General features: G+C 69.1%; 9 protein-coding genes. 6 read left to right on the top strand and 3 right to left on the bottom strand.

The genetic code is table 11. The features are described 5' to 3' along the window. Positions 1 to 53: 53 nt before the first annotated feature. The gene (locus HUW46_RS33350; protein WP_215542723.1) at positions 54 to 1,562 is read right to left on the bottom strand and encodes a glutamate synthase subunit beta; all 1,509 of its coding nucleotides are present in this window, start codon (positions 1,560 to 1,562) and stop codon (positions 54 to 56) included. Between the two features lie 68 nt (positions 1,563 to 1,630). Further along, a complete protein-coding gene (gene gltB, locus HUW46_RS33345; protein ID WP_215542722.1) occupies positions 1,631 to 6,217 on the bottom strand; it encodes a glutamate synthase large subunit in 4,587 nt (1,528 codons plus the stop codon). Between the two features lie 392 nt (positions 6,218 to 6,609). Between gltB and HUW46_RS33340 the strand changes: the two genes are divergently transcribed. The 6 genes from HUW46_RS33340 to HUW46_RS33315 all read left to right on the top strand — a co-directional run bounded on the left by HUW46_RS33340 (position 6,610) and on the right by HUW46_RS33315 (position 11,483). Next, positions 6,610 to 7,551 (top strand): ABC transporter substrate-binding protein, encoded by a 942-nt coding sequence (locus tag HUW46_RS33340; protein WP_215542721.1) that lies wholly within the window; start codon positions 6,610 to 6,612, stop codon positions 7,549 to 7,551. Next, positions 7,552 to 8,580 (top strand): FecCD family ABC transporter permease, encoded by a 1,029-nt coding sequence (locus tag HUW46_RS33335; RefSeq protein ID WP_215542720.1) that lies wholly within the window; start codon positions 7,552 to 7,554, stop codon positions 8,578 to 8,580. Further along, on the top strand, positions 8,577 to 9,353 hold the full coding sequence (locus HUW46_RS33330; protein WP_215542719.1) for an ABC transporter ATP-binding protein: 777 nt from the start codon (positions 8,577 to 8,579) through the stop codon (positions 9,351 to 9,353). Before HUW46_RS33335 ends, HUW46_RS33330 begins: the two co-directional genes overlap by 4 nt. A gap of 165 nt (positions 9,354 to 9,518) precedes the next feature. Next, positions 9,519 to 9,824, top strand: coding sequence for a hypothetical protein (locus tag HUW46_RS33325; RefSeq protein ID WP_215542718.1), 306 nt, complete (start codon positions 9,519 to 9,521; stop codon positions 9,822 to 9,824). Positions 9,825 to 9,838: 14 nt separating this feature from the next. Continuing rightward, entirely contained in the window at positions 9,839 to 10,885 is a 1,047-nt protein-coding gene (locus HUW46_RS33320; RefSeq protein ID WP_215542717.1) for a hypothetical protein, read from the top strand. 1 nt (position 10,886) lies between these two features. Continuing rightward, positions 10,887 to 11,483: a hypothetical protein gene (locus tag HUW46_RS33315; protein WP_215542716.1), complete on the top strand. Its 597-nt coding sequence runs from the start codon at positions 10,887 to 10,889 to the stop codon at positions 11,481 to 11,483. A gap of 84 nt (positions 11,484 to 11,567) precedes the next feature. Here the strand turns inward: HUW46_RS33315 and HUW46_RS33310 are convergent, their stop codons facing one another. Beyond that, positions 11,568 to 13,127, bottom strand: a complete 1,560-nt coding sequence (locus HUW46_RS33310) for a dolichyl-phosphate-mannose--protein mannosyltransferase (RefSeq protein ID WP_215541616.1) — start codon at positions 13,125 to 13,127, stop codon at positions 11,568 to 11,570. Between the last annotated feature and the right edge of the window lie 148 nt (positions 13,128 to 13,275).

Raw genomic sequence — 13,275 nt, 5'->3', positions numbered from 1 at the left:
CATCGCTGTGGCCTTCCGGAGCCTGAACGACCTGGCTCGTAGCGCTGTGAAAGTCAGACGACGGCGAGTGGGAGGGCGGTCGGGTGCACGGGGGCGGGCAGGTCCGAATCGCCGGTCAGGTAGGCGTCCACCGCGTTCGCCACCGAACGGCCTTCCGCGATCGCCCACACCACCAGCGAAGCGCCGCGGTGCGCGTCACCGCAGACGAACACGCCGGGCGCCGAGGTCTGCCAGTCCGCGCCGCACGAAAGCGTGCCGCGCCGGGTCAGGCTCAGTTCCAGCCCGTCGAGCAGCGGCATGTGCTCGACGCCTTCGAACCCGATCGCCAGCAGCACGAGATCGGCGGGCAGCTCCTCGATTTCGTCGCTCGTCGGAACGACCTCGCGGCGCCCGGTTTCCGGATCCTTCGTCACCTTCACGCGCTGGAGTTCGATCGCGCGCACCCGGCCGTCACCGTCGTCGACGAAACGCTTGACCGCCACCGCGAACCGCCGCTCCCCCGCCTCCTCGTGCGCGGGGTAGGTGCGCAGGATGTACGGCCACGTCGGCCACGGCGAGCGGTCATCGTCCCGTGTGGACGGCGGCTCCGGGTACTGGTCCAGCTGGGTGACCGAAAGCGCGCCCTGACGGGTCGCCGTGCCGTAGGAGTCGGCGCCGGTGTCACCGCCGCCGATGATCACCACGTGCTTGCCGGCGGCGTCGATCTCCGGCGGCCCGTCCCCCTCGACGAACCGGTTGGCGGGCACTAGGTGTTCCATCGCGAGGTGCACGCCGTCCAGCTCGCGCCCCGGTGTCGTCCGGTCGTCGCGCCCGCGCAGCGCGCCGACCGCGAGCACCACCGCGTCGTAGTCCTCGCGCAGCTGCTCGACGGTCAGGTCGACGCCGACCTCGCAGCCGGTGACGAACCGCGTGCCCTCCTTGCGGAGCTGCGCGAGCCTGCGGTCGAGCGCCTTCTTCTCCATCTTGAACTCGGGAATGCCGTACCGCAGCAGGCCGCCGAGCCGGTCATCGCGCTCGAACACGGTGACCTCGTGCCCGGCGCGGGTCAGCTGCTGCGCGGCGGCGAGCCCCGCGGGCCCCGATCCGACGACGGCGACGCGCTGACCCGAGGACACCGCGGACACCTGCGGGGTCACGATGCCCATTTCCCACGACTGGTCGGCGATCGTCTGCTCGACGCGCTTGATCGCCACCGGCCCACCGGAGGCCGGGGAGATCGCCAGCACGCACCCCGCCTCGCACGGCGCGGGGCACAGCTTCCCGGTGAACTCGGGGAAGTTGTTCGTGGCGTGCAAGCGATCGCTCGCCGCCTCCCAGTCGCCCCGGCGCACCAGGTCGTTCCACTCCGGGATCAGGTTGCCCAGCGGGCAGCCCGAGCCACCCGAGTGGCAGAACGGGATACCGCAGTCCATGCACCGCGACGCCTGCTCCCGCACCTCTTCGTTGCGCTCCGCGGGATCGACCTCGGCGTAGACCTCGCGCCAGTCGCCGAGCCTGTCCTCTTTGGACCGCTTCGACGGCTCCCTGCGCTCGTACTTCAGGAATCCACGGGGATCAGCCATTTGCGGCCTCCCTGCTCATGCGGGACACCCGCACCCGGTCGGCACTAATGGCCGGGGCTCCGCCATTATCAGCCATTAGCTGCCTCCATGATGGCCTCGTCCACGTCCCGTCCCTCGGCCCGCGCCGACTTCGCGGCTTCGAGCACGCGGCGGTAGTCCCTCGGCATCACCTTCGTGAACGCGGCCGAGCGCCGCGTCCAGTCCCCGAGCAGCGAGGCCGCCACGGCGGACCCGGTCAGTTCGTGGTGCCGGACGACGATCTCGCGCAGCCACGCGAGATCCGCGGCGTCCGGCTTGAGCAGCTCGACCATGTCCTCGTTGACGCGCGCGCGATCGAGGTCGAGCACGAACGCGTCACCGCCGGACATGCCCGCGGCGAGGTTGCGCCCGGTCGGGCCGAGCACCACCGCGTGCCCGCCGGTCATGTATTCGAACGCGTGGTCCCCGACGCCCTCGGACACGACGAGCGCGCCGGAGTTGCGGACGCAGAACCGCTCGCCGACCTGTCCCCGCAGGAAGATCTCGCCGGAGGTCGCGCCGTAGCCGATGGTGTTCCCGCCGATCACCTGGTTCTCCGCGGCGAACGGGGCGCCGGGATGCGGCCGGACGATCACGCGGCCACCGGAAAGCCCCTTGCCGACGTAGTCGTTCGCGTCACCGATGAGGTCCAGCGTCACGCCGCGCGGCACGAAGGCGCCGAGCGACTGCCCCGCCGAACCGGTGAGCGTGACGTGGATCGTGCCGTCGGGCAGGCCTTCGCCGCCGTAGCGCCGGGTGATCTCGGAGCCGAGCAGCGTACCGACCGTCCGGTTGACGTTGCGCACCGGCAGTTCGAGCCGCACCGGATGCGCGTCCTCCAGCGAGGCCTCCGCGAGCTGGATGAGCGTGCGGTCGAGGGCGTGCTCCAGCCCATGGTCCTGGCCCCTGGTGCGCCGCCGCGCGCCGCCGTAAGGTGTCTCCGAAGGCATTTCGAAGATCGGCGCCAGGTCGAGCCCGCTCGCCTTCCAGTGCTCGACCGCGTCGTCGGTGTCGAGCGCGTCCGCCCGCCCGATCGCTTCGTCGAGGCTGCGGAAACCCAATGCCGCCAAGGTTTCCCTGACCTCCTGTGCGACGAACCGGAAGTAGTTCACCACGTGCTCGGCCTGTCCGGTGTAGCGCTTGCGGAGCTCCGGGCTCTGGGTCGCGACGCCGACCGGGCAGGTGTCCAAATGGCACACCCGCATCATCACGCAGCCGGTGACGATGAGCGGCGCGGTGGCGAAGCCGTACTCCTCCGCGCCGAGCAGCGCGGCGACCACCACGTCCTTCCCGGTCTTCATCGCACCGTCCACCTGCACGGTGATCCGGTCGCGCAGTCCATTGAGGAGCAACGTCTGCTGGGTCTCGGCGAGCCCGATCTCCCACGGCGTGCCCGCGTGCTTGAGCGAGTTCATCGGCGACGCCCCGGTACCGCCGTCGTGCCCGGAGATCAGCACGACATCGGCGTGCGCTTTGGACACTCCCGCCGCGACGGTGCCGACGCCAAGCGAGGACACCAGCTTCACGTGGATGCGCGCGCGCTCGTTGGCGTTCTTCAGGTCGTGGATGAGCTGGGCGAGGTCCTCGATGGAGTAGATGTCGTGGTGCGGCGGCGGGGAAATCAGCCCGACGCCCGGTGTGGAGTGCCGGGTGCGCGCGATCCACGGGTACACCTTGTTCGGCGGCAGCTGACCGCCCTCGCCCGGTTTCGCGCCCTGCGCCATCTTGATCTGGATGTCGTCGGCGTTGACGAGGTACTCGCTCGTCACGCCGAACCGTCCACTCGCGACCTGCTTGATCGCGGACCGGCGCTCCGGGTCGTAGAGCCGTTCGGGGTCTTCGCCGCCCTCACCGGTGTTCGACCGGCCGCCGATCCGGTTCATCGCGATGGCCAGCGTCTGGTGCGCCTCCATCGAGATCGACCCGTACGACATCGCGCCGGTGTTGAACCGCTTGCAGATCGACTCGACTGACTCGACCTCGTCGACCGGGATCGGCGTCCGCTCGCGGAACTTGAACAGCCCGCGCAGCGCGCCGCCCTCGCGGGCGAGGCGGTGCACCTCGTCGCTGTAGGCCCGGTACGCCTCTTCGCGACGGGTCTTGCTCGCGTGCTGCAACAAGAAGACCGTCTCGGGGGTGAACAGGTGCAGCTCGCCCTCACGCCGGTAGGCGTATTCGCCGCCGGTGTCGAGGCGGCGGTGCACGCGGTCGGTCGGGTTGTCCGGGTACGCCCTGCGGTGGCGCAGCGCCACCTCCTCGGCGAGCACGTCGAGGCCGACGCCGCCCAGTTTCGAGCTGGTACCGGTGAAATACTCGTCGAGCAGTTCCTGCGACAGGCCGAGCGATTCGAAGACCTGCGCCGCGGTGTACGCGCCGACGGTCGAGATGCCCATCTTCGACATGATCTTCAGCACGCCCTTGACGAGCGCGCCGACGTAGTTGCGGATCGCCGCGCGCGGCTCGATCCCGGTGATCATGCCCTGGCTGATCAAGTCCTCGATGGACTCGAAGGCGAGGTACGGGTTGACCGCGGCCGCGCCGTAGCCCAGCAGCAGCGCGATGTGGTGCACTTCGCGCGCGTCGCCGCTTTCCACCACGAGCGCCACGCGCAACCGCTCCTTGGTGCGGACCAGGTGGTGGTGCACCGCGGAAACCAGCAGCAGCGACGGGATCGGCGCCATCCGGTGGTCGGAGTCCCGATCGGACAGCACGAGGGTGCGCGCGCCCGCGGCGATCGCCTCGGACGCCTCGCGGCGCACGCGCTCGATCGCCTCCGCGAGCGCGGCGGCGCCACCATCCACTTCGTACAGTCCACTCAAGACGGTGCAGGCGAACCCTGGCAGGTCCCCGTCGTCGTTGATGTGGATGAGCTTCGCGAGCTCGTCGTTGTCGATGACCGGGTAGGGCAGCTGGACGTGACGGCAGGAGGCCGGGCCCGGTTCGAGCAGGTTCTGCTCCGGGCCCATGATCCGGCTCATCGAGGTGACCAGCTCTTCGCGGATCGCGTCCAGCGGCGGGTTGGTCACCTGCGCGAAGCCCTGCTTGAAGTAGTCGTAGAGCTGGCGCGACCGCTTCGACAGCACGGCTGGCGGGGTGTCGGTGCCCATCGAACCGATCGGCTCCGCGCCGTTGACCGCCATCGGGGTCAGCAGGATCTTCAGCTCCTCCTCGGAGTAGCCGAAGGAGAGCTGGCGCCGCAGCACCGAATCGTGGCTCTGCACGATGTGGTCACGATCGGCGAGCTCGGCGATCTGCAGCAGGCCCGCGTGCAGCCAGCCCTCGTACGGCAGCGATTTCGCCAGCCCCGCCTTGACTTCGTTGTCGTCGACGATCCGGCCCGCTTCGGTGTCCACGAGGAACATCCGCCCCGGCTTCAACCGTCCTTTCGCGACTACCTCGTCCGGCGGCAGGTCGAGCACACCCGCTTCGCTGGCGAGGACCACCTTGTCGTCCGCGGTGCGCCACCACCGCGCCGGGCGTAGGCCGTTGCGGTCGAGCACCGCGCCGACGAGCGTGCCGTCGGTGAAGGTGACGCAGGCGGGCCCGTCCCACGGCTCCATGAGGCTCGCGTGGAACTGGTAGAAGCCGCGCCGGGCGGGGTCCATGGTGGCGTGGTTCTCCCACGCCTCCGGGATCATCATCAGCACCGAGTGCGGCAGGCTCCGGCCGCCGAGGTGCAGCAGTTCGAGCACCTCGTCGAAGGAGGCGGAGTCCGAGGCGTCCGGCGAGCAGATCGGGTAGAGCCGCGTGAGATCACCGGGAAGCAGATCGGATTCGAGCAGCGCCTCGCGCGCCCGCATCCGGTTCCGGTTGCCGCGGATCGTGTTGATCTCCCCGTTGTGCGCGACGAACCGGAACGGGTGGGCCAGCGGCCACGACGGGAACGTGTTGGTGGAGAACCGGGAGTGCACGAGCGCGATCGCGCTTTCCAGCCGCGCGTCGGTGAGATCGGTGAAGAACGCGGGCAGCTGCTCGGGGGTGACCATTCCCTTGTAGACGAGCGTGCGCGAAGACAGCGAAGGAAAGTAGACGCCTTCGCCGGAGAGCCCGTTCTCCCCCGGCGTGCTGCGCGCGCTTTCGTGCTCGGCGCGCTTGCGGAGGCAGAACGTCAGCCGATCGAGTTCGAGCCCGCTGGGCCGCGCGCCGTCCGCGTCCGCCTTGCCGGACACGAACAGCATCGAGAAATGCGGCATCACCGAGCGCGCGGTCGGGCCGATGTCGGCCTTGTCCGCGTCGGTCGGCACCTCGCGCCAGCCCAGCACGTCGAGGCTTTCCTCGTCGGCGATCCGCTCGATCAGCGCGACGGACTTGCGCCGCTGCTCGGCATCGGTCGGCAAGAACGCGATGCCCGCGGCGTAGGTGTGGTGCCCGGCCACCGGCCGGGGCAGTGCGAACCCCGCGACCGCGCGCAGCAGCCGGTCCGGCAGCTGCAGCAGGATGCCCGCGCCGTCACCACTGGTCGGCTCGGCACCCGCGGCGCCGCGGTGGTCGAGGTTGGTCAGCGCGGTCAGGCCGTCGGTGACGATGTCGTGCGAACGGCGGCCTCCGACGTCGGCCACCATGGCCACGCCGCAGGAGTCCTGTTCGGTGGACGGGTCGTAAAGGCCCGTTTTGCCTGGATTGGCGGAGAAGATCATCAGGGACCTCCTTCGTCGTCTTCGTGCGTGTTCGGGACATCCCCCCAAGGACGTGGCGCACGGGACGACGATGGCCCGGTCGTTAGCGCGACTTTAACACCCAGGAAACACGACGGCATCCCGCGCAGGAGGCCGCTGCGCTGCGAAATGTAACGATCTGGGTGTGCGGAACGACGACGTTCCTGATGGGGCGCGACTACTTGATTGCGCTAAGTAACGCCAACGGGTTACTCGGAAGAGCTTACCCCGGATGGCCCACCCGATCACCCCGGTGCCACCGAACGGGTACCGCGAACGTCACCCGGTCGTCACCGGCGAGCCGCCCCCGGACCACCGCCGGGTAGCGTCCTGACGAGCGCAGAAAGCGCCCCGCCGGACCACTCGAGGTGATCATGCCCCGCCGCACCGCACCCCTGCTCCTGCTCCTCGCCGCCCTTCTCGGCGCGAGCGTGCTGAGCGGGTGCGCCACCAGGGACGAAGCCGCGCCGCCCCAAGTCGGCACCGGATTCCCGCTGGAAGTGACGCCGCCCGGCGGGAAACCGCTGAAGTTCGACCGCGAGCCGCAGCGGATCGTGTCGTTGTCACCGACCGCGACCGAAACCCTGTTCGCCGTCGGCGCCGGGCGCCAGGTGGTCGCCGTGGATTCCTTGTCGAACTTTCCCGAAGGCGCGCCGCACAGCAAGCTGTCCGCGCTCACGCCGGACCCGGCCGCGATCGGGGGCTACGCACCGGATCTGGTGATCGTCTCCGCCGACGCGGGCGGCAAGCTCACCGCCGCGCTGGACAAGCTCGGCGCGAAGACGCTCGTGCTCTCCGACGCCAAAACCCTCGACGACGCGTTCGCCCAGTTCAGCCTGCTGGGCAAGGTGACAGGACATCCCGCCGAAGGCGAGGACCTCGCCAAGCGGACGCGAGCGGACATCGACAAGATCGTCGCGGACACCCCGAAACCGACCGCGCCGCTCACCTACTACCACGAGCTGGACCAGACCTTCTACAGCCTCACCTCGGCCACCTTCATCGGCGGTGTCTACAGCCGGTTCGGGTTGGTGAACATCGCCGACGCCGGCGACCCGCACGCCGCGGGCGGGTACCCGCAACTGTCCGCGGAACGCATCCTCAAGGCAGACCCGAAGCTGATCTTCCTCGGCGACACCAAGTGCTGCGGGCAAAACGCGCAGTCGGTCGGCGCGCGCCCCGGCTGGAACACGCTCAGCGCGGTGAAATCCGGCAACGTGGTCGCGCTCGACGACGACATCGCGTCGCGGTGGGGTCCGCGCGTCACCGATCTGGTGCGCGCGGTGGCCGCCGCGGTGGCCAAGGCGGGCAAGTAGGTGCGTGCCCGCACCACCCTGCGGCCCCCGGTGCTGCTGACCGCGCTCGCCGTGCTGGTCGCGGTGACCGTGCTGGCCGTGCTCCTCGGCGCGGGCGATCTCGGCTGGCAGCGGGTGTTCGGGGAGATCTGGGCACAGCTCACCGGCGGCAGGTCACCGCTGTCCGAACGGGAGGCCGCGATCGTCTGGGCCCTGCGGGTGCCGCGCGTGCTGCTGGCTGGGCTCGTCGGCGCCGCGCTGGCCGGATCGGGCGCCGCGTTCCAGGGCGTGTTCCGCAACCCGCTCGCCGATCCGTATCTGCTCGGCGCGGCGGCGGGCGCCGGGATGGCGGCCACGCTCGTCGTGGTGCTCGCGCCGTCGACCACCGGCTGGGTGGTGGGACCGCTGCCGATCGCCGCGTTCGCGGGCGCGCTCGGCGGCGTCGGGCTGAGCTGGCTGCTCGGCCGGTCCGCCGGCCGCACCGGGACCGCGACGCTGCTGCTGGCCGGTGTCGCGGTGGCGTCGTTCCTGACCGCGGTCCAGACCTTCGTGCAACAGCTCAACACCGAGACGATCAAACAGGTCTACACCTGGATGCTCGGCGGCCTGAACGTCAGCGGGTGGCAGGAGGTGTGGCTCGCACTGCCCTACGTGGCGCTCGCGGCGGTCGTGCTGTGCCTGTGCGCACGACTGCTCGACGTGCTCAGCCTCGGCGACGCCGAAGCCGCGTCGCTGGGTGTCCACCCCGGACGGGTCCGGCTCCTGCTGCTCGTCGCGGCCTCGCTGGCGACCGCGGCCGCCGTCGCGGTGAGCGGGCTCATCGGCTTCGTCGGCATCGTGGTGCCGCACATCGTCCGCATGCTCGCGGGAGCCAGCTATCGCGTGGTGATCCCGCTGTCGCTCCTCGGCGGCGCGGCGTTCCTGATCGTCGCGGACTACGTCGCCCGCACGATCATGCCGGGAGAGCTCCCGCTCGGCGTCGTCACCGCGTTCGCGGGCGCGCCGTTCTTCGTGCTGGTGCTGCGTTCCTCCCGAGGACGGCACTCGTGATCGCGCTCCGGCTGAAAGGGGTGAGCGCGGGCTACGGCGGCGACCCCGTGGTGTCCGGTGTGGACGCATCGGTGCCCGAGGGCGGCTGGCTCGCGATCGTCGGCCCGAACGGGGCAGGCAAGTCGACGCTGCTCAAGGCGGTCGCCGGTCTGCTGCCGGGATCCGGTGAGATCACGCTGCACGGGTCGAACGTGAACTCCTTGTCCCACAAGGAAAAAGCCAGGGAGATCGGCTACTCGCCGCAGAACCCGTCGATGCCGGACGGGCTCACCGTCACCGACTACGCGCTGCTCGGCCGGACCCCGCACCTCGGCGCACTGGCGAGGGAGGGCAGGCATGATCTGTCCATAGTGGAGGACGTGCTGACCAGGCTCGACCTCGGCGAGCTCGCCGGGCGTCCACTTCGGACGCTTTCCGGCGGCGAACGGCAGCGCACCGTGCTCGCCAGGGTGCTCGCGCAGCGGACGCGCCTGCTCCTGCTCGACGAGCCCACCACCGGCCTCGACATCGGGCACGCGCAGGCACTGCTCGAACTCGTCGACCGGTTGCGGCGCGAGGACGGCACCACCGTGGTGTCCACTCTGCACGATCTGACCTTCGCGGCGCAGTTCGCCGACCAGCTGCTGCTCGTGCACGACGGGAAGGTGGTCTCCGGCGGGACACCGCGCGAGGTGCTCACCCCCGGCGCGCTCGCCGCCTACTACGGGGCCGAGACCGAGATCCTGCAGGGCACCGACGGCAACCTCGTGGTGGTGCCCACCCGCAAGCGGTGATACCGAACCCGGGGTCACGCGAATTTCTCACCATCTTCGCCGGGAGCGGAACCGGGGCCGGCCCCGGACTGTCATAATCGCGGTCTCGTGAGCGGAAGCCGAGACACCAGCGGCCCGGGAGGGGATCACATGAGCGGCGACGGTATCGACGTCCATACGGACAAAGTGGCTGAATATGCCCAGAACATCCAGAACATGAACCGCGTGGTCGACAAGATTTCCGACTACATGCACACCTACGGCTGCGACAAGTCCGGGTTCACCGGCCTGCTGATGGTGCTGCACCCCGCGGTCGACCTGGTCCAGTCGCTCTACGACGAGTCGCTCAAGTTCGGCCGCGAACGGCTCACCTCCCTCTCCGACGGTGTGAAGAACGCGGGCAAGGCGTACGAGCAGCACGACGAGGCCGTCGCGAAGGCATTGGAAGAGCTCGCTCGCGGGCTCGACACCGGCGCACCGGCAGCCGGCTGAGAACGGGGGACGACATGGCGAAGCGCGGCTCGGGCGGCACGAAGAACAAGGAAAAGACCCCCGAGGAAAAAGAGCACGACAAGGCGCTCAAGAAGCAGGAAAAGGCCGACGACAACAGTCAGCGGCGGCGCACCGACGGCCGCACGTCCGAGGAGTCGAATCCGAAGGACTTCAAGGCGAGCAAACCCGCGGGCGCGCTTTCCGACGGCAGCGAAATCATCGAGGTGCTCAAGCCACCGCCGCCGCCGGACGGGAAGAACATCCAGGAGCTGGTCAACGAGGCGGGCTGGGAGGTCGCCGGCGTCGACTGGGCGTTCAAGAAGGTCACCGGGCATTCCATAGTGGAGACCGTGATCATGCCGATCACCGGTGACTTCAACAAGATCCAGCAGAACGCCGAAGCGTGGAAGACCATCTCCAACAGCATGAAGCAGTTCTCGGCGACGATGAGCGGCAACGCCGACATCATCACGCAGACCTGGCGGGGCCCCGCCGGTCAGGCGCACAAGGAGTACGTCGACCGGTACTGGAAGATCGGGCTCACCGTCGAAGGCAAGATCGCCGACACGATCGGCAAGGGTTTCGAAACGCTCGCCGACCAGTCGCAGAAGCTGTGCGGTAAGGCCCTCGACCTCCTCAAGCGGCTGGTGGACAAGATCCTGCAGGCGCTGGCGAAGCTGTGCGTGCCGGTGGCGGGCTGGATCGCGGCCGCTTCGATGATCTGGGACGCCTTCGAGCTGTACCAGAAGATCGTCGACATCATCGACATGGTCAAGGACATCATCAAGAAGATCGGCGAGCTGTGGGACTCGCTGAAGTCGCTCGGCTCCCAGCTCGCGAAGATCAAGGAGATCCGCAACGTCGGCGACCTGAAGCAGTGGTCGCTCGAAACCGCGAAGGCGGGCAAGGAAACCTACGACAAGGGCAAGGAAGTCACCGAAGGCGCCACCGACATCAAGGACAAGGCGGCGGGGACGAAGGACACCGTGCCCGATCACGACAAGCCGCGGGTACCGAAGAAGATGCCGGAGCGCAGTGGCCACATGAGCGGGAAGATCTGACGTGAGCGAGTACGCGGAAGAAGACGACGACTCCTGGAAGACCCCCGCGCTGCGGGAAGCCGAGGCCCAGCTCGGCGAAGCGCTCGTCCGCTCCGACGAGCTGCAGGACGAGATCGACCAGATGAACCTGCCGCCGCTGGAGCCGAGGGTCGCCACCGAGGAACAGGTGGAGGCGGTCAAGGCGCAGGCCGACGACCCGAAGGCGGTCCCGGCGATGCGCGTGATCAAGCAGCTGGTCGGCGAGGGCGAGTTCACCTGGGAAGACGTCGTGGTGGGCAAGGCCTACGCGCACCCCCGCGTGCAGGAGGCGATGGAAACCGATCTCGGCCAGTTCCGCGAGGTCTACCAGGAATTCGAAGAAGGGCACACCTTCGACGAGGTCCTCGAAGCACGCGGGATCTCCGGCGCGATGACCAACGTCGGTCCGGGCAGCACGGCGCCCGCCGGTCCGTCGCCGGACGACGAGGACGTCTCCTTCGAAGAGCGCCCGGTGTTCGGCTCCGGCGACGACCGCCCCGCGCCGAAACCGAAGGGCCCCCGGCACGCGCGTCCGGACGATGACGACGACTACTTCGGCGGCTCACCCTTCCCGACCTAGAACGTTCGGCGGTGGCTGACGCCCTGAAGGTGGCTTCGGGGCGTCTACCGCCCCGAAGGCCACTTTCGGGGCTTGTGGGGGTGGTTAGCGCCAGGAGGGGAGCCACATTTCGGCTTGCCAGTGGGTGGTGGTGATGGGGTCGGCGTTGAGGATGGGCCAGAGCCAGGCGAAGTTGGCGACGACGAGTCCGGTGTAGAGGGCGATGGCGAGTAGTCCGGTGCCGCGGCGTTCGGCGCCGCGGCGGGCGGCGCCGAGGATCTGTCCGCAGATGAGGGTCAGGCCCAAGGCGAGGAACGGGGCCATGGGGGTGGCGTAGAAGAAGTACATCTGGCGGTCGAGGTTGATGAACCAGGGCAGCAGCCCGGCCAGGTAGCCGACGGTGACCGCGGCGTAGCGCCAGTCGAAGCGGAACAGGGTGCGCCACAGGCTCCAGCCCAGCATGGGCAGCGCGAGCCACCACAGGGCGGGGGTGCCGATGAGCATGGTCGCCCGCACGCATTCCGACCCGCCACACCCCGACACCGACGCCCCGGACTCATAGGAGTAGAGCATGGGGCGCAGGCCCATCGGCCAGGTCCAGGGTTTGGACTCCCACGGGTGCGGGTGGTCTTTCGGGGTGAACAGGGTGGCGTGGAAGTGCAGCACGTTCGCGGTGTACTCGCCCAGCGACCGCAGCGCGGCGGGCAGGAACCCGAACAGTCCGGGGTCGACGTTCTTGATCTCGGTGTAGTAGCGGTCGGTAGCGGTCTCACTGGCGAACCACGCCCAATAACTAGCCAGATACGTCAACACCGGGATCGCGACGATCGCCCACAGCGCGGGTGCGACATCGCGGCGGAGTGTGCCCACCCAGGGCCGTTCCACCCCGGCCGCGCGTCGTGCGGCGACGTCGAAGGCCACGCACAACACTCCGAACGCCGCCATGTAGTACAGGCCGGACCATTTGATCGCGAAGGTCAGCCCGACCATCAGCCCGGCCGCGAACCGCCACCACCGAAACCCCAGCTTCGGACCGAACCGGGTCTCGTGCACCCAGCCCTGGCGCACCGCGGTCGCCAGCCGCTCCCGTACCTGGTCCCGATCCCGCAGCAGACACGCGAACGCGGCGAGGGCGAACACGGCGATGAAGATGTCGAGCATCCCCATCCGCGACTGCACGTGCAACACCCCGTCGCAGATCACCAAAACCCCAGCGATCCCACCCAACAAGGTCGACCGCGTCAACCGCCGCGCGATCACGACCGTCAACGCGATCAACACCGTGCCCGCGATCGCGGGCACGATCCGCCACCCCCACCCCCCATACCCGAACAACGCCTCACCCACCGCGATCAACTGCTTCGCCAACGGCGGATGCACCACGAGCTCGTAGCCCGCGTTGTCTTCGAAACCGCCGTTGCGCAGCACCTGCCACGCTTGCGGGACGTAGTGCTTTTCGTCGAAGACGGGCGAACCCTTGTCGGTGGGGACGCCGAGGTTCTGCAACCGGACGAACCCGCCGATCAGAGTCAGCACGATCGTCACGACCAGCGCCCGCACCCGATCCTGCGGCATCGGACTCCCCAGCAACGCCGCCTCACGATCCGACGGCGGCCGCAACACCTCAGGATCATCCCCGTGCGGGCGGGTCAGCGTGGCAGTCACAGGGCCCGATCCTAGAGTCTCGTTTCCCGCTGGGGCGCGAGGTAGCGGATCTCACGATTTTCGGCGCGATTTCGCCGTTCCGCACGTGAGCGAGGGCCGAGAAAGTGGCGCCAGGGTCCCCGAAGGTGGCCTTCGGGGCGGTAGATGC

This window comes from Amycolatopsis sp. CA-230715, from assembly GCF_018736145.1.
Classification (GTDB): Bacteria; Actinomycetota; Actinomycetes; order Mycobacteriales; family Pseudonocardiaceae; genus Amycolatopsis.
Note: the sequence above shows the minus strand (reverse complement) of the source record. Positions and strands in the feature narration are given on the sequence as shown.